This is a genomic window from Aerococcus sp. 150760013-2 (assembly GCF_053627715.1).
In genome coordinates this window covers 1-25029 of the sequence record NZ_JBSEYI010000018.1, presented here as the reverse complement: position 1 = coordinate 25029, position 25029 = coordinate 1, and the positions used below count along the sequence as shown (strand labels likewise).

Annotated in this window: 22 protein-coding genes; 3 read left to right on the top strand and 19 right to left on the bottom strand. The window is 40.6% G+C overall.

The window, feature by feature from the left end:
* Positions 1-567 precede the first annotated feature (567 nt).
* The 3 genes from ACUW85_RS09055 to ACUW85_RS09045 are packed head-to-tail and all read right to left on the bottom strand — an operon-like array spanning position 568 to position 2941.
* Positions 568-1914, bottom strand: coding sequence for a glucose-6-phosphate isomerase (locus ACUW85_RS09055; protein WP_182023652.1), 1347 nt, complete (start codon positions 1912-1914; stop codon positions 568-570).
* Positions 1915-1939: 25 nt separating this feature from the next.
* Complete coding sequence (locus ACUW85_RS09050; protein WP_016897569.1) at positions 1940-2326, bottom strand: CvfD/Ygs/GSP13 family RNA-binding post-transcriptional regulator; 387 nt, start codon at positions 2324-2326, stop codon at positions 1940-1942.
* Between the two features lie 27 nt (positions 2327-2353).
* Entirely contained in the window at positions 2354-2941 is a 588-nt protein-coding gene (locus tag ACUW85_RS09045) for a peptidylprolyl isomerase (protein ID WP_048726385.1), read from the bottom strand.
* Between the two features lie 190 nt (positions 2942-3131).
* Between ACUW85_RS09045 and ACUW85_RS09040 the strand changes: the two genes are divergently transcribed.
* Together ACUW85_RS09040 and ACUW85_RS09035 are read left to right on the top strand one after the other, a co-directional pair.
* A complete protein-coding gene (locus tag ACUW85_RS09040; RefSeq protein ID WP_016897571.1) occupies positions 3132-3641 on the top strand; it encodes a divergent PAP2 family protein in 510 nt (169 codons plus the stop codon).
* Positions 3642-3680: 39 nt separating this feature from the next.
* Positions 3681-4679: an NAD(P)/FAD-dependent oxidoreductase gene (locus tag ACUW85_RS09035; RefSeq protein ID WP_048726388.1), complete on the top strand. Its 999-nt coding sequence runs from the start codon at positions 3681-3683 to the stop codon at positions 4677-4679.
* Between the two features lie 95 nt (positions 4680-4774).
* Here ACUW85_RS09035 and ACUW85_RS09030 read toward each other — a convergent pair whose 3' ends face one another.
* From ACUW85_RS09030 to ACUW85_RS08955, 16 genes are all read right to left on the bottom strand, one after another.
* On the bottom strand, positions 4775-5449 hold the full coding sequence (locus ACUW85_RS09030; protein WP_048726391.1) for a TIGR01906 family membrane protein: 675 nt from the start codon (positions 5447-5449) through the stop codon (positions 4775-4777).
* Positions 5424-6233: an HAD-IIA family hydrolase gene (locus ACUW85_RS09025; protein ID WP_048726395.1), complete on the bottom strand. Its 810-nt coding sequence runs from the start codon at positions 6231-6233 to the stop codon at positions 5424-5426. Before ACUW85_RS09025 ends, ACUW85_RS09030 begins: the two co-directional genes overlap by 26 nt.
* Positions 6234-6953, bottom strand: coding sequence for a YutD family protein (locus ACUW85_RS09020; RefSeq protein ID WP_048726398.1), 720 nt, complete (start codon positions 6951-6953; stop codon positions 6234-6236).
* Positions 6954-6995: 42 nt separating this feature from the next.
* On the bottom strand, positions 6996-8429 hold the full coding sequence (locus tag ACUW85_RS09015) for a bifunctional metallophosphatase/5'-nucleotidase (RefSeq protein ID WP_048726400.1): 1434 nt from the start codon (positions 8427-8429) through the stop codon (positions 6996-6998).
* A 271-nt stretch (positions 8430-8700) separates the two neighbouring features.
* On the bottom strand, positions 8701-9162 hold the full coding sequence (locus ACUW85_RS09010; RefSeq protein WP_048726403.1) for a MarR family winged helix-turn-helix transcriptional regulator: 462 nt from the start codon (positions 9160-9162) through the stop codon (positions 8701-8703).
* A gap of 111 nt (positions 9163-9273) precedes the next feature.
* The gene (gene nth, locus ACUW85_RS09005) at positions 9274-9945 is read right to left on the bottom strand and encodes an endonuclease III (RefSeq protein ID WP_048726405.1); all 672 of its coding nucleotides are present in this window, start codon (positions 9943-9945) and stop codon (positions 9274-9276) included.
* Between the two features lie 22 nt (positions 9946-9967).
* Entirely contained in the window at positions 9968-10615 is a 648-nt protein-coding gene (locus ACUW85_RS09000; RefSeq protein WP_048726408.1) for a DnaD domain protein, read from the bottom strand.
* A gap of 182 nt (positions 10616-10797) precedes the next feature.
* Positions 10798-11994, bottom strand: coding sequence for a pyridoxal phosphate-dependent aminotransferase (locus ACUW85_RS08995; protein WP_048726411.1), 1197 nt, complete (start codon positions 11992-11994; stop codon positions 10798-10800).
* A gap of 13 nt (positions 11995-12007) precedes the next feature.
* The gene (locus tag ACUW85_RS08990; protein ID WP_016897582.1) at positions 12008-12481 is read right to left on the bottom strand and encodes a cell wall elongation regulator TseB-like domain-containing protein; all 474 of its coding nucleotides are present in this window, start codon (positions 12479-12481) and stop codon (positions 12008-12010) included.
* Between the two features lie 39 nt (positions 12482-12520).
* A complete protein-coding gene (locus ACUW85_RS08985) occupies positions 12521-15385 on the bottom strand; it encodes an exonuclease domain-containing protein (RefSeq protein WP_310648936.1) in 2865 nt (954 codons plus the stop codon).
* Between the two features lie 19 nt (positions 15386-15404).
* A complete protein-coding gene (locus tag ACUW85_RS08980) occupies positions 15405-16685 on the bottom strand; it encodes a CCA tRNA nucleotidyltransferase (protein ID WP_182023648.1) in 1281 nt (426 codons plus the stop codon).
* Entirely contained in the window at positions 16678-17469 is a 792-nt protein-coding gene (gene dapB / locus ACUW85_RS08975) for a 4-hydroxy-tetrahydrodipicolinate reductase (RefSeq protein WP_182023654.1), read from the bottom strand. The genes ACUW85_RS08980 and dapB overlap by 8 nt, the downstream gene beginning before the upstream one ends.
* A gap of 68 nt (positions 17470-17537) precedes the next feature.
* Positions 17538-18833 (bottom strand): tetratricopeptide repeat protein, encoded by a 1296-nt coding sequence (locus ACUW85_RS08970; RefSeq protein WP_225968905.1) that lies wholly within the window; start codon positions 18831-18833, stop codon positions 17538-17540.
* Positions 18834-18999: 166 nt separating this feature from the next.
* Positions 19000-19953 (bottom strand): FAD:protein FMN transferase, encoded by a 954-nt coding sequence (locus ACUW85_RS08965; RefSeq protein ID WP_048726423.1) that lies wholly within the window; start codon positions 19951-19953, stop codon positions 19000-19002.
* A 32-nt stretch (positions 19954-19985) separates the two neighbouring features.
* Entirely contained in the window at positions 19986-20975 is a 990-nt protein-coding gene (locus ACUW85_RS08960; protein WP_048726426.1) for a LacI family DNA-binding transcriptional regulator, read from the bottom strand.
* Between the two features lie 20 nt (positions 20976-20995).
* Complete coding sequence (locus ACUW85_RS08955) at positions 20996-22459, bottom strand: sucrose-6-phosphate hydrolase (RefSeq protein WP_048726429.1); 1464 nt, start codon at positions 22457-22459, stop codon at positions 20996-20998.
* Positions 22460-22712: 253 nt separating this feature from the next.
* Between ACUW85_RS08955 and ACUW85_RS08950 the strand changes: the two genes are divergently transcribed.
* Positions 22713-24710 carry a sucrose-specific PTS transporter subunit IIBC gene (locus tag ACUW85_RS08950; RefSeq protein ID WP_182023646.1) on the top strand — a complete coding sequence of 666 codons (1998 nt, stop codon included), beginning with the start codon at positions 22713-22715 and terminating at the stop codon, positions 24708-24710.
* Positions 24711-25029: the final 319 nt, after the last annotated feature.

The window sequence follows — 25029 nt, the reverse complement described above, 5'->3', positions numbered from 1 at the left end:
GTAGTTCTCACTACTTTTAATTGTTGGAATCAAATGATTCCATACACAATTTTTGGTTTGTCTTCTTTGTTCAGTTTTCAAAGGTCTATCTCGTTACCTTGTAGCAACTCGTATATCATATCATCTTCATTCAATCTTTGTCAACAAAAAGTTTTAAAGTTTTTAAAACTTTTTTGACCACTTAATTACTGAAGCGACTTGATTATCTTACCCTATATTATGTTTTCTTGTCAACACTTTTTGATTTATTTTTTAACCCATTTTCGCGTGGACCGTAAACTATAAAGCTCAATTATCTTACCATTTCAACAAGATGATTGTCAACAGTTTTTTGAAGTTTGTTTTTTTTAAATCAAAACAAACAACTTCATAATAATAGCATGTCCTATCAGAACTTGTCAATCATTTTTTTACTGTTTTTTCGATTGGTTTTGCTTCGAATCGACAAGATTTATAATATCAACAAAGCAGTTTTTCGTCAATAGTTTTTTTGTCTTTTTTTATCAAAAATACAAAAAATGCCGAACATCTCTGTTCGACATTTCTTTGATCGTGATTTTAAACCACTTATTTCAACCGTTCGTTCAATTCTGCTGCTAAATCTTCGAATCCTGGCTTTCCTAATAAAGCAAACATATTTTTCTTGTATGCTTCTACCCCTGGTTGGTTGAATGGATTTACCCCATTTAAGTAACCAGAAATTGCTACTGCAATTTCAAAGAAGTAAATCATGTAACCTAAAGAGTAAGCATCCATTTCTGGAATGGTTAACACGAAGTTAGGTACGTCACCATCAGTATGGGCTAATACAGTACCTTGGAAAGCTTTAGTATTTACAAAGTCTACATCCTTACCTTCTAAGTAGCCTAAACCATCTAAGTCTTCATCAAATGCGGGAATTGCAATTGATTTACTTGGTTTGTCTACTTTAACAACTGTTTCGAATAAGTTACGTTGCCCTTCTTGGATGTATTGACCTAGAGAGTGTAAGTCAGTTGTGAAGTTGGCGCTTGATGGGTAAATCCCTTTACCATCTTTACCTTCTGATTCTCCGAATAGTTGTTTCCACCATTCTGAGAAGTATTGTAATTTTGGTTCATAGTTGATTAATAGCTCAGTTACTTTACCTTTACGGTATAAGACATTACGTAATGCAGCGTATTGGTAAGCTTCATTTTTACTTAAATCAGCATCACTGTATGCTTCCATCGCGTCAGCTGCACCTTGCATTAAGGCATCGATATCTGCACCTGAAACAGCAATTGGTAATAAACCAACTGGTGTTAATACAGTGAAACGTCCACCAACTGCATCAGGAATAACGAATGACTCGTATCCTTCAGCATCAGCTTCAGATTTTAATGCACCATTTGCTTTATCCGTTGTTGCATAAATACGCTCTTTAGCTGCTTCACCATATTTTTCTTCTAGTAATTTTTTGAAAATACGGAATGCTACAGCCGTTTCAGTAGTCGTACCTGATTTAGAAATAACGTTTACAGAGAAGTCTCGATCCCCGATTGTTTCGATTAAATCAGCAATGTAAGTTGAACTTAAGCTATTACCTGCAAAGAAGACTTGTGGTGTTTTACGTTCTTCTTTAGATTGTAAGTTTGAAAATGAATGAGATAAAAAGTCGATTGCTGATTTAGCACCTAAGTAAGAACCACCGATGCCTAATACAACTAATACATCTGAATCAGATTGAATTTTAGCTGCAGCTTTTTTAATGCGTGCATACTCTTCTTTATCATATGCTTTTGGTAAATCAACCCAACCGATATAATCGCTACCTGCACCAGTACCTTCACGTAAGATTGTATCGGCTGCCGTAACTAACGGTTGCATTTGTGTTAATTCGTGTTCTGCAATAAATTGGTCAGTATTACTATAATCAAATTTGATATGTCCCATTTTAATACTCCTCATTTATAAAATATTATTTTGTAGCCATCTTTTGTAGTGCTTCCTCAACCCACCCTGGCAATTGTTCTTCTATAGAAACAAAGCCAATTTTTGGTGCAGGACGTTTTTTAGGCCAAGCATTCTTAGCAGGTTTATTAGAGGTTGCAAGTTTCTTTAATGCTCGAATTGACAAACTCATTTTGCTGGTAAACTCATCGATATCGATAATCTTTACCGTCAGTTTTTGTCCGATGGTAAATTTATCCTCCACGTTGCTCACATAACCGTGATTAATTTCGGATATGTGAATTAATCCTTGATGGTCTTCGTCTAATTGAACAAAGACACCATATGGTTGTAAACCTGTCACTTCACCTTCAACTACATCACCAATGTGGTATGGAAATTCTTTAGTTGTCATGAAGTTGGATCCTTTCTAGTGTGTAGCCTATTCGTTTTCAAAAGTAACACTAGTAATGACAACTTCTTCTAAAGGTTTGTCTGATGCATTACGAGGTTGGTCTTCAATATCGTAGACAACGTCCATTCCGGAAACCACTTGACCAAATACAGTATGTTTTTGATCTAACCATGGTGTTCCGCCGTTTTCGCTATAAGCTTCGATGATTTCTTCTGGCCAACCACCAGCTTTTAGTTGTCCTAACATTTGTGCAGGTACTTCTTTAGCTGTTACAACGAAGAATTGTGAACCATTCGTATTAGGTCCTGCGTTCGCCATTGATAAGGCACCGTTAATGTTGAACAATTCAAGATTGAATTCATCTTCAAATTTTTCACCATAAATTGATGTCCCACCCATACCAGTCCCAGATGGGTCGCCCCCTTGGATCATAAAGTTAGGAATTACACGGTGGAAAATAACACCGTCGTAGTAACCTTGTTTACTTAGGGTTACAAAGTTTTCTACTGTTTTTGGTGCTAATTCTGGAAATAGTGCAACTTGGAAAGCACCTTTATTTGTTTCAATCGTCGCTTTCAATTGCGTATCTTTAATATCTAATTGTGGGTAAGTCATTTTCTGCCTCCTATTCATTTCTAAACTTATTGTAACAAATACTGAGCGAAAATTCTCCATTTAATGACTGAATAATTTTATTCCGCCAAGTTGATAAAGTTTTTCATATTTTCTATTTTTACAGCGAAACATTTTCCGAATGAATCTTTTTCATGCTATTATTGAATTAAATAAATTCAAGGAGGAAAACATGAATACAACAACTAATTTTCCTTTAGTCGTTACCTTCGCAGCAATCATGATTGCACAATTGGTTAAATATCCTATTGCTGTTTTCTTTAAGAAACCAAACGCTAACCTCTCAATCATTCATGCTACAGGTGGTATGCCTAGTTCCCACTCGGCTGCCGTTACTTCGCTAATCACTGCTTTGATTCTTCAGTATGGTTTCTTCTCACCAATCGTTGCGATTGCCGTTTGTTTTGGTATGATCGTCATGTTTGATGCCATGGGTGTTCGTCGCCAGGATGGGGAGCAAGGGGTTTTAATCTATACCCTTATGAAGATTCTAAAAGAAAAGGCTAGAGAAACTGACGATACAGATCTATTAGCTAAATTAAACACACTTGATGAGGATCGCATGGTCATTAATGATTATTTAGGTCACAAACCTTCAGAGGTTATTGGTGGTATGACCACTGGTGTACTTGTTACGCTAGGTGTTCGTTTTATCTACATCCTATTAAATCTCCCATTATAATCAACCAACACAGTAAAACCCAATTAGAAAGAGATCACAATGACAAATAACAGAACGGACCTCCTGATTGTAGGGGCCGGTCCAGTAGGTTTATTTACCGCCTTTTACGCAGGTATGCGCAACCTAAGTGTCCGCTTAGTAGACTCATTACCTGAAATCGGTGGTCAACCAAAAGCATTATATCCTGAAAAAAATATATTCGATATTCCAGCATACCCAAAAATAACCGGTCACGAATTAAGCCAAGTCTTACAAGCACAATTGGACCGGTTTTCTACTACTACAGATATTCATCTAAACGAAAAAGTCCTAAATATTCAAAAAAATGACCAAGACTTTACGATTCAAACAAGCGAGTCGACCTATACAGCGGGTGCAGTCATTATCGCTGCCGGCAATGGTTCCTTTAAACCTCGAAAAATAGCGATTGCTGGCCTTTCTGACTATGAAGATCAGCATATTTCATACCATGTATCAGACTTTATTAAATACACAGGTAAAGAAGTTGCGGTCCTTGGTGGTGGTGACTCAGCCTTTGATGCCAGTTTGGCTTTAGCTGACCATGCTAAAAAAGTCTACTTGGTTCATCGTCGCGACCGTTTTCGTGCCCATGAATATTCAGTTAGCTTAGCTGAACAAACAGCCAATATTGAATTCGTTACCCCCTATGTACCAAAAATACTTCTTGGTAAAGACGGATTCTTGACTGACTTAGAAGTTACCAAGGCTCGTAGTCAAGATAGTCGGATACTACCTGTTGAACATATCTTTATGACCTATGGTTTTGTATCCTCAATCGATGAAATTAGAAATTGGGGTCTTGAAATTGAGAATGAATCTATCCAAGTAGACCATAACATGCAAACCAATATTCCCGGTATCTATGCAGTTGGTGATATAGCTAATTACCCGCATAAAGCCAAATTGATTGCAACTGGTTTTGGCGAAGCGCCACATGTCATTAATCAAGCGGCCCATTACTTATTCCCCGACCGTCAGGTTGCTCCACTACATTCGACATCTATGTTTACAGACTGATGTTGGTATGACTTGCAGTTTTAAAATACATAAATCAATAAAGCAAAAAAAAGCCAACCCAAAAGTGCTTGTTACAGCCTCTTTTGGGTTGGTTTTTATATACCTAAGATTTGACGGTTGAAGTCCTTTTTCCCGATACGATAAACCCATTCAATAGCGAGTTGCAAGATCAAAAAGACAGATACAAAGCATAATAAGAAGAAGGATTGATGGAGCACGAGAATAATAGGATCTGTGGCTGGGTTAAATAACCAGGCGTCGTTATTAAAGGCTATTTCATGAAAAGCAATAAAAATAGTGTTGAAATTAAAAACGAGTAAGATGATTACAATGATTGGAAGCCATCTCAGTTGCTTGAAGGGCCAGTATAGGCGCCACAAATTGTGGCTAACTTTCAATTTATGTAAGGAACAGAAGCCAATTAGGGCAGAAATCGCCATCACACCATAATTTAAATAAAATAAGTGCTTCACTTCCATAAAATGAAAGGCTGCTGAAGATGAGGTCGGAAAGTCTGACATAGATAAGGTACCTATCCAAGGAAAATTCAGATAGGCTAGCAGTTGTAAGTAGTTGTCAACAACTGTCCAAAAGGATAAATCGACAGTTTCAAAAGATTTTGAAAACCATAGGGACCCCATGAATAAGGGGACATTGGCGATGGTAACTGTGATAGCCAATGTAATAAAAAATATCAATAAGGCAAGAATCGCTATCCATAATCGTATTTTATTTAAATGTCGACTACCAGGTCGATAAGAGTGCTTCATAATTTTCCACCACCAATGTTGGCATCACGCCAAATTCTTCTAGATGATCTCTTGTATGTACCCCTGTTTCAATAAATATCGAATCAATACCAGCATTTTCTGCTGCTGATATATCTGTCATTAAGTTGTCACCTAAAAATACGGCTTGGTCTTTGCTATAGCCCATCTTGGCTAAGGCACCTTCAATAATTAAGGCATTTGGTTTTCCGCAAACTATTGGGTGAACCCGTGTAGCCGCAGTGATTACTTGACCGATGGCACCAGCACCGGGCACAAATCCTCGGTTTGAAGGGAATTGTACATCTGGGTTGGTGAGATAGAAAGCAGCACCTCTTTGAACTGCAATCGAGGCTTCAATGAATTGTGGATACGTCACTTCTTGGTCAAGGCCAACGATCACCACATCGCACGGGTCCTGGTCGACGTTTTGAGTCAATTCAAAGCCTGCGTCCACTACTTCATCTTTTAAGTAATCCATTCCGATGACATAGGCTTTGCCTGTTTCTTTTGTCAGCTTGCCAGATGTTAAATCTTCAGCAAGGATAAAGCGCAAAGTATCCACTGAGGTGTAGAAATGTTTACCCTCAACATTTAAGCCCGTAATTTTATTTAAATTATCTGCTGCTGCCTGGTGTTTACGCATGGCATTGTTGGTCACAAACATAAATGGGATATTATCTTCAATCAAGCGCTCAATAAAGTCCTTCGCACCCGCTATCGGTTGACCGCCGCGGTACATAGTACCATCTAAATCGATTAAGAAAACTTTTTCTTGTAGATCCATCTAAGCTTTATCCCCCTTTTCCTTGATACTAAAAGAATGTTGACGTTTAGTGACGACTTTTCGCTTCACAGGTTTTTGTTTTTGGGTATTTTTATTCGACTCTTTATTTTGTGAGATTGAGAAAGATGGCCCTTTAATACCTTCATGCTTCTTGTTTGACCGTCGCTGTTTATGTTTCTCTTTATTTTGGTTTGGCCCAGACGATTTATGTCGGTTGTCTGCTTTGTTCCCTTGGTAAGATTTCCGACTCGTTGACCTTTGTGATTGGTTTTTATTTTGTTTACTTCTTGAAGATTCTTGGTTTTGGTGTTTTTGTTGAGTCCAAAAGGCTTCGTTTCGTTTTTGAATTTCTTCTCCAGTACGTTCATGCAATAGCACAAAATAAGCGGCCCCAAAACTCCCATATTCTAGTAAGTAATCAGGTAAATGCTTGATTTTTTGCTCTAATGAGCCAATTTTTGCATCATCAGCAAAGAAGCCTTTCAACCGTAATTGTTCATAAGACCAGTCTCCCACGACAAAGTCATAAATATCTAAAATATCCATATACCGGTCAGCCAACGCTTCAATATCTAAAGCATCCCGGTAATTATCTACAAGCACAAATGATTGCCCGTTAATTTCTAAGGTCTCTTGACTCGTACGTTTAATTTGCGCAACGGGGTAATTTAAACTCGCCCGTTGTTCTCTTAATTCTTCTTGTTTCTTACGACTTAACATGTCATACCTCCTTACGCCTTATGCGCCTATGAATGCATATAGCTATTCATCGCGACTACTGGCTTGCTGAATCTTATCCGCAATGAGTTCTCGTATAAAGGGTTGTCCCCATAAATAATGTTTTTTATTGATTAGTTCCGTGAAAAAAGGCAAATACAATAGGTGGTCAATTGTAATGATTTTCAAAGGTTGATCTGGTGCAAGCTGGTCTAATTTTGCATTGTCTAAGACCATTAATTGCCCAAAAATCCGCCCTCTGAATCCAGATCCTTTAATCGGCATAGTTTGTAAATCTGGTCTGAGCGTTGTAATTTGCGGGTATATTTGATCCAAATATTCTGAAACTGTACACTCGACCACCATAAAGCGAATAGGATGTGGTAGTGCCTTATGCAAATCATATTTGGATACTGGCCCAGCAGGCAATCCTTGTAGAAATAAGCCCGAATTAATCATAGCAATATCTGCACCACTGGCTACTTTCATGGCGAATAAGGTGTCGTATTGTAAGGGTGAAAAATGATTCTCATCCGCTGTTAAAGTGATAGGTAATTGGCCAACGATTTGGTTTTTCAATTGGCTTTCGCCCTCTTCTAACCACCTATTTACCTTGTTATAGTCTTCATCGTAGGCAGAAATGCGGTCAGAAGCGATCAATTCTTCGTCCAATTTGAAATAGCGTGCATAATCGATAATCGGGTTAGCTTGTTGCGCATCTGTGGCCATTTTGCCAGGGGTATATAAACGCCCTTCACCTTTGTTGATTTCAAGGGTTAGATGGCCCATAAATTGCCCGTATTTACCGCCACCAGTTAATAGCGTGTGGCCGACCCATTCGCCTTTTGGTAAAACGTGGTGGGTGTGGGCACCGAAAATAGCCAAGATTTCTGGAAATTGCTCAGCGATTTGGCGGTCTGCTAGTAAACCGAGATGACTCAGCAGCAGAATACCATCAAAAGTTTCATTTGCCTTGATGTCCTTTAATACACGTGCGATGCTCAAGAGTGGATCAATCGGGTCCCAGCCAACTACGCTATAAGAAATTTCAAATGGGGCCGTCATGCCAAATACCGCAAACCGACTGCCCTGATTGGTTTGAATCATGGTGTAGTCTTGGGTATATTTGGGTGGTAGGCCACTTTCTTTATCGAAAATATTGCCTAAAACAACCGGAAAATCAGCCTGTTCATACAGGTTGTCTAGGATATCATGCTGACTTCCAATCCCCTCGTTGTTGCCAATTGTCGCAACATCTACCCCAATTTCATTCATCAAGGTTATCATATTTTGCCCCTGACTAGCTTCTGTTAAAGGATGTTGGCGGTCAACTGCATCACCTATATCAAAAAGAAAATGGGCTTCGCCTTCACTTCGATGTTTATCCGCTTGTGTTTGATAATAACGTAAAAATTTTGGCCAGTTCTCCAAGTGAGAATGCCAGTCATTTGTATGATAAAAATGGATTATTTCCTTCATATCAACACCCCAATCATTCTGTATAATCATATCATATTCGTACACTTTTCAACATGTGAAAATCTTGGCCAAGCTTACCAATAATCGATGCCGAAAAAAAAGGAGAAGCTATCACATAGATAAACTTCTCCATATAAAATCCTATTAATCCTAATATCAGGTTAGAAAAGTCAAACGCTTCCGATGCTTCCCAATATACGCCAAAAACTCACAAGTAATTGTTCGGCTTTTGGTCCAGCACGTTTAGTCTTAACGACTTTTTTCACACCTCTTATTTTTCTAGCATTTTTTGGGCTGTAAAGCCTAGTTTTTTGGTTAAATGAATAAACGTTTCTATATCTTCAGCGCTAAATTCTTGGAACATATCAGCGATTAATTGACTATGTCCAGGGAAAACTTCTGCCATTTTCTCGCGGCCTAGTTTTGTGATTTTAGCATAGATCACTCGACGGTCTTCAGGATTATGCGTACGTTCAACAAAACCCTTATCCTCTAAGCGATCAATCACATAAGTTAAGCTTGATGATGGAATCAGGATCCGTTTACCAATTTGTTGGATGGGTTGTTGACCACGATTATATAGTAACTCTAAGACTGTAAACTCGTTTTCACTTAAACCTTTCTTACGCATATCTTTTTTAAGCACTTCAAGGATGTATTGACTCCCTTTTAAGTGGACACGTAAGGCGTGTAAACTTTCAGCTGTTTGCGTCCCGTCATGTTCTGCAGGCATGTTTTCACCTTCTCTTTCATTTCCTTGTTCATAAATATACCCAACTTCAAAATATTAATCAAGTGACGTTCTGAAACTGACAGGCTCTTTTAGCTTTCAAAAATCCGATATTTATTTGAGCTTTCGACATTCACAGAAAGTAATCCTCGGGTCAGATGCACATTTAGGATTACGGGCAGTGCAGTATTCTCGGCCAAAATAAATGAATTGGTGGTGGGCATCCCGCCATCTTTCTTTAGGGATTTTCGCCATTAAGGTTTCTTCCGTTTGTCTAACGCTGGCATCCGGGTCGACAATGCCCATCCGCTTGGTCACCCGTTCAACGTGGGTATCGACCGCGATTGTCGGGATCCCAAAGGCTTCACTTAAGACGACGTTGGCTGTTTTCCGACCAACACCCGGTAATTGTATCAATTCTTCCCGGGTTTTGGGTACATGTCCATTGAATTCGTCGCGAAGTATGATGGCTGTCTTCTTCATATTCTTGGCCTTGTTATGGTAAAGACCAATCGTTTTTATATAGGACTCTAAATCTGCTAAGTCCGCTTCAGCCATATGGTCTGGGTCCGGATACCTAGCAAATAAGTCGGGCGTCACTTTATTGACCGCCACATCAGTCGTTTGCGCGGACATCAAAACCGCTATCACTAATTGGAATGGGGTTTGATAGTCCAACATGGTTTTTGGGTTGGGGTATAGTTTATCTAGCTCATCTAGGATAGCGATTGTTTCTGCTTTGGTTTTTAAAGGTAATTCAGCCACGGCTAAGCCCTCCTCTTCCATATTTAATGATTTTTCTGAAAAATTATTTATTTAGCCATTTGGTGACTGGAACCGGTGGGAGGTCTTGGGTTTGCGCTTTTTGCTTGCTGAAACCTGCTGAATCATTCGCTTGAGTCTGTTTACGTTTAGACCAGTTTAATAAGATCCGATCCATATAATTCAAGGAATAGACATTGTTTAAGACGGATTCTTTCAAGGCTTCCTTGACGACGTCTGGGTCATAACCGTCTTTCTTGAACCAATCACTAATCTTTTGATATTCAATTGGCGATAATTGACGACCAAACTCGACTTGAATCATGTCGAACACTTCACCCTCTTTAGTAGCTTTAGCCTCTTTAAATCGTTCACTTTCGTCTACTTTATCCAATTGCATGATTTTTTGGTAGAGAGGATCCAAGGAATAATACTCAACCGATTTACCTTGATCATTCTTATAAGAGGGGATACTTAGAAAGCCTCGTTCAATTAAAGACTGGATCATGTCATAAAGTTGTTGGTCTTTTACATTCATCCGCCGACCAATCAGGGAAATAGCTGGAAAGTCTTCACCTGCTTGTTGGAAAGTTAAAAAGTGGATTAAAAGCATCATTTCTTCATTTGAGATGTTCAACCGGTGGTATGATTCTAAAATACGGTTGCGTAGGACTGTATAGTATTCTCTTTGCATGCGGCACCCTCCTTTTATCGTTTTACTTGCTTATCTATTTCATCTACCGTCGTGTTATTCATTTCTTGAAAAATAACCGGTCCGCTGGGTTGCTATCAAGTCTATTATAATACAAAAAAGTTAGGACTATAAAGTAACCTAACTTTTTTTATGCGTATTTTATCAGATAAAAATTGCGTCTATTATTTAGCCATTTTCCCTTGGACAAATTCACGGATACGTTTCATGGCTTCTGCAAATGTTTCTTCGTTGGTTGCGTATGAAAAACGAATATGGTCTGCCTTTCCAAAGGCCACTCCAGGCACACCAACAACATATGCTTCATCGATGAAGGCATTGGCTAAGTCAGTTACTGATTCATAGCCACATAATCTAGCAGTTTCAGTTGCATCTGGGAATAGGTAAAATGCCCCTTGCGGTTTGAAATCTAACCTAAAGCCCGGAATCGTTAATACTTCTTCGTAGGCCGCATTTAGGCGGTTTTCAAATTCTTTACGCATGGCTTCAACGGCCTCTTCACGAGGACCAGTTAAGGCGGCTAAGGCTGCAAATTGACTGATACCTGCTGGGTTTGAGTTGATTTGACTAGCCAATTTAGCAAAAGCGCCAACATATTTGTTATCCGCTAAGGCATAGCCTAAACGCCAACCTGTCATCGCATAGGCTTTTGAGAAACCATTAATCACGATTGTATTTTCTTTAACTTCCGGTGAAATAGCTGCAATCGATTGTGATTGATGGCCGTTGTAGACTAAACGGTAGTAAATTTCATCGGCAACCACTAGGATGTTGTGGTCTAAACAGTATTGGGCTACTGCGCGGGCGTCTTCTTCACTCATAATCGCCCCTGTTGGGTTTGACGGTGTATTTAAGACTAGTAATTTTGTTTTGTCAGTCACATGTTGGTCTAACAATTCTGGGGTGATTCTAAAGTTATCACTTGATGATGTTTCAAAAATCACTGGTACCCCGTCTGCCATCTTCACTTGATCCACGTAGCTCACCCAGTAAGGTGCTGGGATTAAGACTTCATCCCCCTCGTTTAAAAGGGATTGGAAAGTGTAATAAAGGACCATCTTCGCCCCATCGGCAATAAAGACTTGATCTAACGTGTAGTTGACCTTATCATATTCAGCATGATAGTCAATGATGGCTTGCTTTAAAGCTGTAATCCCTGTTGAATCGGTGTAATGGTGACCGCGCCCGGCAGACATATCCTCTTTTACTTGTTCTAGGATATAGTTTGGGGTGTTAAAATCTGGTTCCCCTACTGCTAGTGAGATGACGTCAATTCCTTGTGCTTGTAGTGCACGAGCCTTAGCTGCAGCAGCTGATGTTTGTGACCCCTGCATTTTTTTTATTCTATTTGCTAATTCCATAGCCTCATTCCTCCTATAAGTCGTTGATGGTTTCGTACCATTCACCAGTTGTTGCATTGATGTAATGGTAGCCAAGACGGCCGTCTGCATCTGTGAATGAAACTTCCCACACGAATGTATCGTTTTCGATACCGAGGTTGGCTGTTCTTACATTGACATCAGGCATTTCGTATCTTGTCAGTGAAAAGGCATTATCTTCGTTAACCATCTCATCTACAAAGCCCATTTTCTGGTAATCAGTATCGGGTTGGTAGGCAAAATAAACTTGGCGCCCTTCACTGTTTTCGCCCATAACGGCATAATACGTTTCATCTTTGTTAAATACATAAAAATCAGTAATATTGGTTAAGCCAGCATCCTTTGCGACTTTCGTCGTTTCTGCTTCTGCACTAGCCACCATTTGTTGCGAATTCGCGTAAATATAGGTGGACCCTACCAAATAAATCACCATTACGGCGATCAAAATGGAAAATAATTTGCGTTTCATGATCTCTTGCCCCTTTTGTAGGTCTATTCTAACATATTTTTAATCTATCCGCTTCAATTCATGAAGTTTTACCGTCTGCATGTTTAGAGCATCCGGCATCACATCAGCAATTTGGTCAGCATAGGCTGCCTTTTCTAACCGCTTATCGAGTGAGATAAAGATCGCATCTTGGCTACCCGACGCGGCCATCCGGCCAAAGATTTGCGTTAAATTCATTAACATATCCGGTAAGGCCACATCCTCAAAATAGTTATCGCCCAGTGATTTTAGATAATCTTGCTTGGCCAATTCATCCGGCGTATCTGGCGCTGAGAACGGCAGTCTGGTTAGGACAAAGGCGTCCGTTTTGGCATTGAGATGGACCCCTTCTTGGAAACTAGCCACTGCGAATAAAATGGCTCGTAAACTGTCTTCATACTGACGGGCTAACCGGTCTAGATTGCGTTGATTGTTTTGAACAATCAGGTTGCCATAGTCAGACCGAGCCATCCGCTGCTTCATTTCAAATTGCGTTGCCCGCATCAAAGACCTAGACTGGAAGAAGACTTGGATTTTCCGCATAGTTTTGCGATTGGTCCATAGGGTTTCTACCAAATCAGCAATCACCATAGCAGCCTGGTCTTCATTGTATTTGTCGATAGAGAGGAAATCTTTCAGGTAATAGCCACGAACTTGATGGTTCCGCCCTTGGACAAATTGCTGGGTGTACGAATCTTCCATGAAAGAATACCAGGCAAAGTCCTCGATACCAAATAATGACTGGATCATATTTTTAGACCGGACGATTTCAAGTGACGCCGATACCAATAACATTTTGCTTGGAATCGCTTGGAAAATAGCCGCTAAATGAGACTGACTGGTGTACAATTTGCGGTCAATGGTCACTTGGACACTGTGTTTGCCGAAGTTGACTTGTAAGTCCGCATAATAATTTTCACTTGATTTAGTTGTTTCTAGCCAGATTTGAATTGCGTAATCGTACTGGTTTAACTGGCCAAGTATTTGCTGGTAGGCCCGCTTGGTCAAAATTTCCATTTGGTATAGCTGTCTCGCAATGACCTTCAATGGTGACACCATCTTAGACATGGCTGTAACCGCCTTTTGGGCCGACTCACGCCAATTGGCTACTAGATAATAGTCATGTGCAATATAATAGGATTTTTGCGCCGTATGCCGTTGGTAGTAAGACTTGGTTTGGAATTTATCTGAAATTTGATCGATAAACCGGTCTAAATTGCCCCAGGCTTCCTGTAAATTTTTCTCCACATGGTAGAGTTTGTCGACTGCCTGGATTTTCACATTGTTGGTGACTACCTTGTCCATCAACCGATGCACCGTTCGTTCCATCGCCGTTAAAGTTTCCTCCACCTCTTTCGATTGGAGGGTCTTAATCTGTTGTTGATGGACGGTGACTGGTAATTGATGGCATTCATCAATAATGACCTTAGCTTCTTCTGTCAAAATAGCTTGGTCAATTAAATCTTGGTAATGGTAGACAAAGTAAGCGTGGTTTAAAATCACGATATCTGCAGATTTGGCTTCCGTCACATGTCGTTCATAGAAAGCATAATCCGCCCACCGTTGAATTTCATCATTTCGGCTGCCTTTTGATTGGCGATTGACATTTTGCCAGTAAAGCTCATTATTTAAGCCAGGATTCAGTTCATGCAAGTCACCTGTTTCAGTTTCATGCAACCAGACAAAAAGTGCCACTGAAATTAAGACATCTCGTTTTAAGGCCGATTCTGGATGTTGCTTTAACTGTTGGGTGTATTTCTGCAATTTCGTCAACTGGATAAAGTGGTTTTGCCCTTTTAAAATCACTGTTTTCAAAGGTTTGCCTAATAGGTTGGCCGCTAATTGGACCGTTTTATCCAAGAACTGGTGCTGTAAGATCACTGTTGAGGTTGAAATGACCACTTGAGTTTGCCCGTTATTTACCCCAGACTTAGCCCCAGTTTGTTGACTAGCCGTATCATCAGCTGATAAGGCCGATACCACGTAGGCCAAGGATTTTCCAACTCCTGCATTGGCCGTTAGAAAGGCGTATTTAGGTCTTTTATTCGTATCTGTAGAGGTGGTCGCTTTCTCATGGAAAAATGGTGCTACATCTTTGACCATCGTCTTTTGAAGGGGCGCTAAGCTTACCCCGTGATTGGCTTCAATCACCTTTAAATCACCAGCTTGTAAATAGCTAGCTTCTTTTGTCCCAAAGCCAGCAGGAAAAATATGAAAATTGGCTAATTTTGGATTCAAGACAAATGGCGCGATGTATTCGTAAGGACGTTTTGCCCCCTTGTGGTCTTTAAACCATAAGGCCATGTAGTCGCCGGTTTGCCCAATAAAATAATGTAAGAATGGCTGAAGCTGAGCGAATAACTCGACTGGCATGGTGGCTACTTTTTCCTGACACATAATCAAAATATGGGCGGTTGCCACTGCATCATCAATGGCCGTATGGGCATTTTCAAGTTGGATGCCGTGTGCTAGACAGAATTCACCAAGTTTATAGGAATCTGCCGTTGGGAAAAGGGTCCTCACCATTTCCACAGTATCTACCCGGTCATGGGTCATAGCCGGGTAGCCGTGAGCTTGGAAGCTCTTGTCTAAAAATTTGTAATCAAAGCCAATATTATGGGCAACAATGACCGTGTTGGACAGCTTTTGCCAAAGGAATTCTGCAACTGCTTCAAACTTTGGCGCCCGCTTGACTTGTTCATTAGTAATCCCGGTCAACTTGGTAATTTCACGTGGAATTTCTTGGTTAGGAAAGATATCCGTAGCAAATTGATCCACAACCTGCCCGTTCTGAACAAAGGCCACCCCAATTTGAATAATGCGGTCACCGTTATCATATGTAGATCCTGTTGTTTCTAAGTCCAGAACCGCATAAGTGGTTGTCACTTCTAACACCTTCCTACAATTAAATTTCGTTTATTTGATCATGATGGGTATCTAGATAAGCCAATAAAGCCGCTCGGTCATTCACCACATCTTGGGCCACAACAGCTTGCTCTAAAAACTGTAGCATTTGGCCTATAGCCCGTTTATTTTCTGGATTGATTTCTTGAATAATATCTTGACCATTGATAGCTAAATCACGTAATGATTGAATCGGTAGTTGGTCAAATAAGTCCTGAACGACTTGGACTTTTGGCTGTTTGAAAACAGCTTTAAATCCTTCTTGACCAGCTGCTTGCTGTGCTTCGATAAAACCTTCCACTAAGACAATTTGATCTCGTTCACGGCCGTATAAATCAGCTAGGGTCCATTCAGCTGCTTGGGCCCGATAAATCAAGATATCTAAGTAAGCAAGGATATCCTTTTGGGCTTTGTTAGACATTTTCCAAGCCTTGGTGAATTGGCGGACTTGCTGTTGAATGGCCGCCAAATCTTCCTTACCATTTCGTTCAAAGGCCCGCCAGAAGAATAAGGCCCAGGCAAAGTTTTCATTTGGGATTTGGACTTGGTCACTGGTATGACCTAGTAAATCTGTGAAAACAGCTTTGTAATCCGCTAAATAGGGTACATACTGAATTAAATCTGTTTCAAGAAAATAGTCTAATCCTTTGTGCCAATTGACACCAATCCACAGTTTATTCATTTCAACCGCAATTCGTTCAACTGCAATATGAACTAAAATCCCAGCGTTTTCAGCGATTGCTACTAGGGTTTCTGGCTCAATTTGAAAGTCAAGTTGACTAGCAAAGCGAACGCCTCGCATCATGCGGAGACCATCTTCATTAAAGCGGTCATGTGGATTACCCACAGCCCGGATAACTTGGTCTGCTAAATCCTTTTGCCCATGGAAATAATCCACTATCTTGTGGTCAGGATTCATGGCCAAGGCATTGATGGTAAAGTCACGGCGCAATAGGTCTTCTTCTAAGTTTTGAACAAAGGTTACCTTGTCCGGGCGACGGTAATCTTGATAGGTCGATTCGGTTCTAAAGGTAGTGATTTCATAGGTTTCACCTTCAAACCAGACCATAATCGTCCCATGATCTAAGCCCACATCAAAATGACGTGGAAACAAGGCTTGAACTTCAGCTGGATAGGCAGAGGTGGCAATATCTACATCATGGATGGGCAAGTCTAATAGCAAGTCCCGCACAGCACCACCCACAAAGTAAGCCTCGTAGCCAGCCTCATTGAGGGTATGAATAATAGGTGCTGCTTTGGTAAATTCTTGGCTATTAGTCATCTAATAAGTGCTCCAAACCATAGATTAAACCGTCTAATTCGCCCACTTTTTCAACTGCCAATGCTACGCCGGGCATGTATGAGTTACGGTCGAATGAATCTTGACGGATAGTTAAGGCTTCCCCAACACCGCCGAATTGTACGATTTGGTGTGAGTTGTAGCCTGGTAAACGTAATGAATGGATGCGGATGCCGTGGAAATCAGCGCCACGTGCGCCTGGCATTGATTCTGTTTCCTCTGGATGTCCAGAAACATGCTCGCCGCGTGCTTCATAAATTAATTTAGCTGTTTTTTCGGCCGTACCACTTGGGGCATCCAATTTTTGATTGTGATGAATTTCAGTAATTTCAACGTCTGGTAAATATTTAGCCGCCTTAGCTGAGAAGACTTGCATCAATACTGACCCAATGGCGAAATTCGGTGCAATTAAACCACCCAATTTTTTTGCTTCAGATAAAGCCGTTAATTCTTCAATTTCTGCATCAGTAAAACCAGTTGTACCAACTACTGGGTGGATATCATGTTCAATATAGTATTTGGTATTTTGATAAGCTGCAGCTGGAATCGTAAAGTCGATGGCTACATCAATATCAACTTGGCTAATCGCATCTTGAATGCTTTCAAAAATTGGCGCCTTATCTGACCATTCAGCTACTCGGTCTGCTTGCTTGTTTAAATCATTATTGGCTAAAGCCACCAATTCAAATCCTTCATGGTTAATGACCATGTTCGCGGCTGTGGAACCCATTCTACCTAAAAATCCTGTTACTAATACGCGCATAATCCTGCCTCCTAAAATTCTCATTCACTATGGTTCATGTAATCTCACTCGTATGTATCCTCGTATTTTGATTAAAAACCTTCGTTTTCAGCCAACCAATCTTGTAAACTTTCATAAACATCTTGGAATTCTGGTCTTTGGGCTAAGTCACTTTGTTCTTTAAAGATTGCTTCAATTCGGCGCCAGTCCCCTGCTTCTCGTAAAAAGTCGAAATAGTCATGTAAGAAGGACATATCTTCTTTCAACTGTGGGTAAGCATCGGTGTAGGCTTGGTTAGCAAAGTCAAATTCTTCTAACTCTTGGAAGACTTTAGCCTTCATCCAAACATAACGGTCAAACTCGATCCCTTTTTCATCCATATCTTGAATCAAGGCTCGGGCTGTTCCGTAGTCCTCGTCATCAATCAATAATTGCAGTAGCAATACTAAAGCCTGGCCGTAGTCAGGATCGATATCTAAAGCCAATTCCAAAGCCTCTCGAGCCGTTTCCCGGTTTCCAATTTGTTGAGCAAATTCAGCCTTTTGGAAATACAAACGAGCTTCATATGGGTTCACCAAAATAGCCTTGTCGATCATCTCCAAAGCCCCATCATGGTCATGAAAGGCATTCTTCACTTGAGCGAAAACCGCTAGTAACCCGTCCGATAATTTATCGTCTTCATACAAGGCCTCTAAAATGGTATTGGCTTTTTCAAAGTTTTCTGTTTCCACATAATAGAAGGCTAATTGTTCTTGTTGCTCATCTGTCCGATCATTTTCAGGTGTCGCTTCAATTAATTCAATGGCTTCTTCAAAGTCCCCCGTTGCCGCCTTAGCATAAGCAAAATGGGCTTCAATAGTTTCAAATAAAGATTCTGGCGTCTCCTCAGACTGCAATAACCGCTCATATAACGGCAAGGCTTGTTGGAATTCACCCTGTTGGAACCGTAATTCCGCAATCCCATATAAAATCACCGGTTGGTTTGGCGCTAATTCCCGCGCTTCACTCAATTTGACCAAGGCCACTTCCGGCAAATTATACATTTGATAAGCATCCGCCTGTAGTAATAACGCATCCACATATAATGGTGATTCCGGCGTAATTTTCAGTAATTCATCAATCGATTCTTCCACTTGTCCATTATCTAGGGCTAACTCACCCTTCAATAAGATCCATGAATCTTCCTCAGGAAATCTGTCTTCTCCCACAGTATAAATCTCATTGGCATAATCCACAAAGCCTAATTGCGCCAGGCTGTATCCCGTTTGCGCCATGACTTGGGCATCTTCTTTTTCAAGCTGTCCTAAGATTTTTTCAAAAACCACATTGGCCTTTTCAATCTCATTTTGCTGTATATACGTAATAAATTCATTCACTAATTGGTCCAAAAGATCCAACCCCCTATACCTAGCCTATTTTAGCACAATTCACCAGGTAAAATCTTCCACCAGGGCTATAATTCCTCTCCTTTTGAAAAAGAGTTACCGCCCCCCACGCTGACAAGATTGTAATAAAAAAGAAGCCCATTTTACTAGACTTCTCTTGAATCACAATTTAATAATAGGGACTTTCAACTTCAGTAACCGGTGTGTAAAAGGGTTTAATCCCCTCTGTCAATACAACGTCCCCGTCTCTTGTGATAATGACCGCTTCAACCCCGCTAGTAGCAGATAATTTCGCCAATAAATCTTGACTGGTTAAATTAAAGTATAAAGACGTGTAAATCTCCCCAACCAAGGAAGACTTAGAGACGATGGTCAAGCCCGCCAGGTCATTGTCTACCGGATAACCCGTTTGCGAATCAAAAATATGGTGGTAGGTTTTGCCTTGGTATTCAAAATGCCGCTCATAAATACCAGAAGTCACCACCGACCCATCTTGAAATTGGATAATCCCGCGTAAATGGTTGCGACTTTGGTCAGGATCTTGGACCCCTACTCGCCAAAAACCACCAGGATTTTCAAGATGTGCGCCGACTAGTAATACATTCCCACCCAAGTTAATCATGCCTGATTGAACATCTTGCTCAAGGAAATAATCTTTGATTAAGTCAGCAAAATATCCCTTAGCAACTGCCCCCAAGTCAATTTCCATTCCCTGTTTCGCTAAGTAAACTGTTTGTTTCGCATCATCTAAAATAATGTCTGCAGGGTGAGTAAGGGCTAACCGGTCTTGAATAGCCCCTTCACTTGGTAAATTAGCGCCCTCAAAACCAACCTGCCATAGTTTGATTAAAGGTCCGATTGCAATGTTCAAACTAACGTCTGAACGCAGAGAATAGTCTCTGCCAATGGCGATTAATTTGAATAAATCTGCGTCTACTTGTACAGGAGCCAGACCTGCCTTCGCATTAACCCGCATCAAAAGGCTGTCAGGATCATTTGCAGAAAATCGTTCTTCATAATCCAATAGGCGACGCTTGGCTTCAGTTAATAATACCTTGGCCTTATCATGGACAATAGCTAGACTGATGGTTGTCCCCATGGCTTCAAATACAATTTCTTCCATTATTTCACCTTCTATATGTTACAAGCTGGAAACTAGACAGTCTGTCCGGGAATTAATTTAATAGGCAGGACATACCGATTATCCGCATCCTTCTTGACCTCAAGCGAGTGATCAATTTGTAGCAAGAGGACATCTACTAATAAGTCAGCCAAATCTTTAATGGGTTGGGCAATAGTCGTTAATTGCGGGACATAGGTCTGGATAAAGTCTGTACCGTCATAGCCCACTAACTTTAAATCATCCGGAATTATCATTCCCAATTCACTGGCGGTATTCATGACCAACATGGCCGTCAAATCATCCGAACAAAAGATGGCATCCGGTGTTTCTTCTAGTAATAAAGCTTTGATTATCAATTGCTTTCTAATTTGCGAAAAGTTCTTTGGAATGTTAGTGATTTGACCGTCTAAACCATGGGCCTTGGTCACATCCATAAAAGCCTGGTAACGCAAATGAGTCGGCGAATTGGGATCATTGGCCCCAGTAATCATCCAAGGTTTGGTCGGTTGCCCCTTAAGTAAGGTTTCTGTCGCCAACTTCCCACCCAGATAGTTATCAGAGGACACAATAGGAATATTTTCCCCGATATACCGGTCGAAAGAAATCACAGGCGCAGTCACCTGCTCGTAATCCGTATAATTCAAATTATGGGCCCCCGCAATAATCCCTTCCACTTGGTTGGATTGGAGCATATTCAAGTACTCAGCTTCCTTGTCAGCATCTCGCTCGCTATTACAGATGATGGTCTTATACCCCTTGGCAAAGAGGATTTGCTCCAGATGGTTGACCAATTCTGCGTAAAAAATGGTGTCGATATTAGGAAAAATCAAGCCCACCAACTTGGTCGACTTGCCTTGTAAACTCCGCGCCAGTGAATTTGGATAATAATTCAATTCTTTCATGGCTGCATGGACTTTATCAATAGTTTGTTGTGATAAATAACCCTTTTGATTAATGACGCGACTCACTGTTGTTACTGAAACACCAGCTAAAGCTGCTACATCTTGTAACTTTGCCCGCAAGGTTCTTCCCCCCTTATTCATTATTTTTGCAGGGGGTAGACCAGGTTGTTGTCAGTTCCATCTGCAAAAATATGTGTGTGTTGGTTAGATGGTGTAAAAATTCTTGAAGACATGACATAAGCGCCATCGTTCACGAAAATCTCTAATACAGATGTATCCGCAAAGACATTCACTGTCACTTTTTCTTGGCCAGCTAGGTCAAGCGTTCGACTTGTGCCAAAGTCTTCAGCAAAAATTGTCCCCATCTCACTTCTATCAAGTTTTATTTTACCATCAATTGTATCAATGGATAAGGTGACAAAGTGTTTTTTGTCTGCGTCTGCATATAATTGAATGGTCGCTTGTTTATTTGCCGCTACTTCAAAGGCATATTCGTAGTTGTTTTGGTCCATTTCAATATGGTCAAAAAGGGCTTGTGGCGCTTGTCTTAAGGCCAAGGTCTCAGCTACTGGGTATTGGTATAAATGACCATCTTGAATGCGAAATTCTTTGATTAAGCTTAAGGCACCTTGGTAACCATATTGGTCCGTTGGATAATCAATTTCCGGTAGACCTAACCAGGAAACGCCTAGCACTCGCCCATCAGGCGCATTGATCAGTTGACTGGCATACACATCAAAACCGTAATCTAAGTTTTCTAGTTGACCAGGGTTTTCTAATTTGCCTGCTGCAGTAAAAGCATCCGCCACTAGATAAGCGTTAGGGTAAATATTTTGATAGGTTAATTGGTCTTGGTCAATTCCTTGCGGACAGAAAGTGACAAAGACTTTGCCATCTACTTGGTTAATATTTGGACATTCAAACATATAGGCAGAGTCTGCTTGCGGGATCGGTAATTCGCTGTGGTAAGTCCACTGGTCTAGATTTTCTGGGTTTGCTTGGTATAAATACAAGGTCCCCCGCTCGTCAGATTTTCTTTGGCCCCCAATGACTAACCAAGATTGACCATGAGCTGTAAAATACATAGGGTCGCGGAAATGGTCTGTCGCCTGATCAATTTCATCAATGATTAGCTCTTTTTGACCCAGGGCCCCTGTTTCAGGGTCGAAGGTAACCGTATTTTGTTTTGGATGACGAACCCAATTCTCATCGCGCACATTACCTGTATAAAATAACCGTAATTTGTCACCATCAGCGGTTGCTGAACCTGAATAGGCACCGTGAGCATCTAAGGCGCTGTCAGGAAGCAGTCCCAACCCCTTTTCCTCCCAGTGGATTAAGTCTTTAGAGGTTACTCGGTACCAAGATTTTAGGCCGTGAACTGGGCCAAAGGGATAGTATTGGTAGAAAAGTTGCCATTCTCCGTTTATATACGAAAAGCCGTTTGGGTCGTTGATCAGTCCGGTTTTGGGTTCCAGGTGGAAGTGATTGCGCCATGGTGATTGGTCCGCTAATTCATTGAGTGCTGTGACATAGTCCTCTGGCCAGTCGGCATAGTTTCGGTATCGATCTGCTTTGTTAAAGCTGTGTAATTTAAAAGACATGTGTATCCTCCTAATAAATGATGAATTTCTTGCATCCTCATTCTTACGTTTATGATGCTATCATTTTAAGCATATCTTGGGAAAATAGCAAGCGTTTCCATATTAAATGTCCCTATTTTTCAATGAATTAATATGTAAATGAAAAATTTTCTGTCAAACGTTTGACATATTGCCATACGCCTGTTAAAATTTTAAGCAAGTAAATGAAAACGCTTAAATTCAAAAGCACATATGAAGAAAAGAGGTAAATATCATGAATCATAAAGAAGTTGCCAAACGTATCCACCAAGCGTTGGGGGAAGACAATGTTGTGACTGCAGCCCACTGTGCGACACGGTTGCGTTTAGTAGTGAAAGATGAAGCAAAGATTGACCAATCAGCATTAGATAATGACCCAGACTTGAAAGGAACCTTCCAAGCGAACGGTCAATATCAAATTATTGTAGGACCTGGTGATGTGAATAAGGTATATGAGGAATATACAAAAATCGCCGATATTAAGCCTGCATCCAAAGAGGAAGTAAAAGAATCGGCTAAAAATCAGGGTAAACAAAACCCAGTAATGGCAGTTATTAAGGTATTATCAGATATTTTCGTTCCATTAATTCCAGCCCTAACTGCCGGTGGTTTGATTATGGCAGTCAACAACGTCCTAACAAGTGAAAACTTATTTGGACCTGAAGCTCTAGTTGCTATGTACCCTGCCTGGGCAGATTTTGCTGACATGATCAACATGTTCGCTTCTGCTGCCTTTGCCTTCCTACCTGTTTTAATTGCCTTTTCGGCTACTAAACGATTTGGCGGTAACCCTTATCTAGGTGCCACCATGGGGTTAATCATGGTTATGCCACAACTAGTAAATGGTTACGACGTGGCCAATGTGACTGCAGCCGGTGAAATGCCGGTATGGAATATTTTTGGCTTAGAGATTGCCCAAGCTGGTTACCAAGGACAAGTTTTACCTGTTATTGGGGTTGCTTGGATTCTAGCTAAATTGGAAAACTTCTTCCATAAATATCTAAAAGATGCCATCGACTTTACCTTCACACCGATGTTAACCATCATCTTAACAGGGATGATTACCTTTACAGTAGTAGGACCAGTCCTACGTACCCTATCTGATTTATTACTGAACGGTATTGTAGAAGCTATTTCTTACCTAGGGGCATTTGGTTATGGTGTATTCGGTCTATTCTACTCAGCAATTGTATTAACAGGCTTACACCAATCATTCCCAGCGATTGAAACAGCCCTAATTGCAGATGTTGCGACTACAGGTGGTAACTTCATTTTCCCAATCGCATCAGTTGCCAATGTTGCTCAAGGGGCAGCGACCTTAGCCGTATACTTCATCACTAAAAATGAAAAAACTAAAGGTTTAGCGACATCATCATCTCTATCTGCCATGCTAGGGATTACTGAACCAGCCATGTTCGGGGTCAACTTGAAATTGAAATACCCATTCTTCATCGGGTTAATCGCTTCAGGTATCGCCTCAGTCATTTTAGGTATTTTTAACGTTCGTAGTCAGTCATTAGGACCTGCAGGTGTGATTGGTTTCGTTGCCATCATCCCTAGCTTTATACCAACATTTATGCTTGCCATCGCCGTATCTATCGTTGTTGCATTCGTAGCCACATACATTTACGGTAAATCTATTGCGAAAAAAGAGGCAAAAGCCACCCAAGCTGAGAAAGAGAAAGAAGCAAACGTAGTTGCTGCTCATGAAACTGAAGAAACAGCCCCTACCTCAGAAACAAACACTGTAGCAGGTGAAAGCACTGGCCTAGCAAGCGATGATAAGACGATTGTTGCACCACTTGCTGGTAAGGTCACAGCCCTAGAAAATGTCAACGATCCAGTATTCTCTCAAGGTATGATGGGACCAGGATTAGCCATCGTTCCTGACGCAAGTGGTAATGTATATGCACCCATTTCAGGTAGTTTAACGATTGCTTCTAAAACGGGCCACGCTTATGGTTTAGCCAGTGAATCAGGCTTAGAAGTCTTAATCCATATTGGTATCGACACTGTGAATTTAAACGGTCGCGGCTTTACAAGTGAAGTCAAACAAGGTGATCAAGTAAACAAAGGTGACCTTTTAGGAAACTTTGACTTAGCAGTTATTAAAGAAGCTGGTTATGATCCAGATGTTATGGTTATTATCACAAACGCCGATCAATATGACAATGTTGAAGTAGTCGCTGACGGCTCAGTCGATGAAAAAACGGCAATTATCGAAGTAAAATAGTTTAGACAATAACAAATTAAATAAGGAGGTTGGACAATAGTCTAGCCTCCTTTTTCGTGCATATCTTGCGATTTCCAAGCTAATTATAGATAGCGTCATAGTTACCTATTCTGACCAGTCATTATAGCATCTACTAACACCATCCATCATAGAAGCCAATATTTTTGCTACTTTTCTGTTACTATTTGGTCTATTGGCTCTACAATATATAGGACTGATGACTTCAAAAAAAGAGGAATCTCCATTATCATAAAGTTAACGACAACCATGATAAGATAGGAGATTCCCCGTATGAATAAGTTTATCAATACCACGTTAC